This window comes from Pseudoalteromonas sp. GW168-MNA-CIBAN-0100 (genome assembly GCF_040309225.1).
GTDB lineage: Bacteria > Pseudomonadota > Gammaproteobacteria > Enterobacterales > Alteromonadaceae > Pseudoalteromonas > Pseudoalteromonas arctica.
In genome coordinates this window covers 1-226 of the sequence record NZ_JBEOOL010001214.1, presented here as the reverse complement: position 1 = coordinate 226, position 226 = coordinate 1, and the positions used below count along the sequence as shown (strand labels likewise).

Here is a 226-nt window from a genome sequence, read left to right as displayed (position 1 = left end):
TGGCTGGGATACCAGGATTTGAACCTGGGAATGCCAGGATCAAAACCTGGTGCCTTACCGCTTGGCGATATCCCAACTATAAATTTGAATTAGTTTTAGTTCTTAATAAGAACATGGTGCGGAAGGAGAGACTTGAACTCTCACAACCTAAGTTACTGGAACCTAAATCCAGCGCGTCTACCAATTCCGCCACTCCCGCATCACTAGGTTGCTAATTTAAACTCTA

2 tRNA genes are annotated in these 226 nt (G+C 44.2%); both read right to left on the bottom strand.

From position 1 onward, the window contains the following. Window positions 1-75: transfer RNA gene (locus tag AAEY62_RS25275), tRNA-Gln, on the bottom strand. Window positions 76-114: 39 nt separating this feature from the next. Continuing rightward, a tRNA-Leu gene (locus tag AAEY62_RS25270) sits at window positions 115-199 on the bottom strand. Window positions 200-226: the final 27 nt, after the last annotated feature.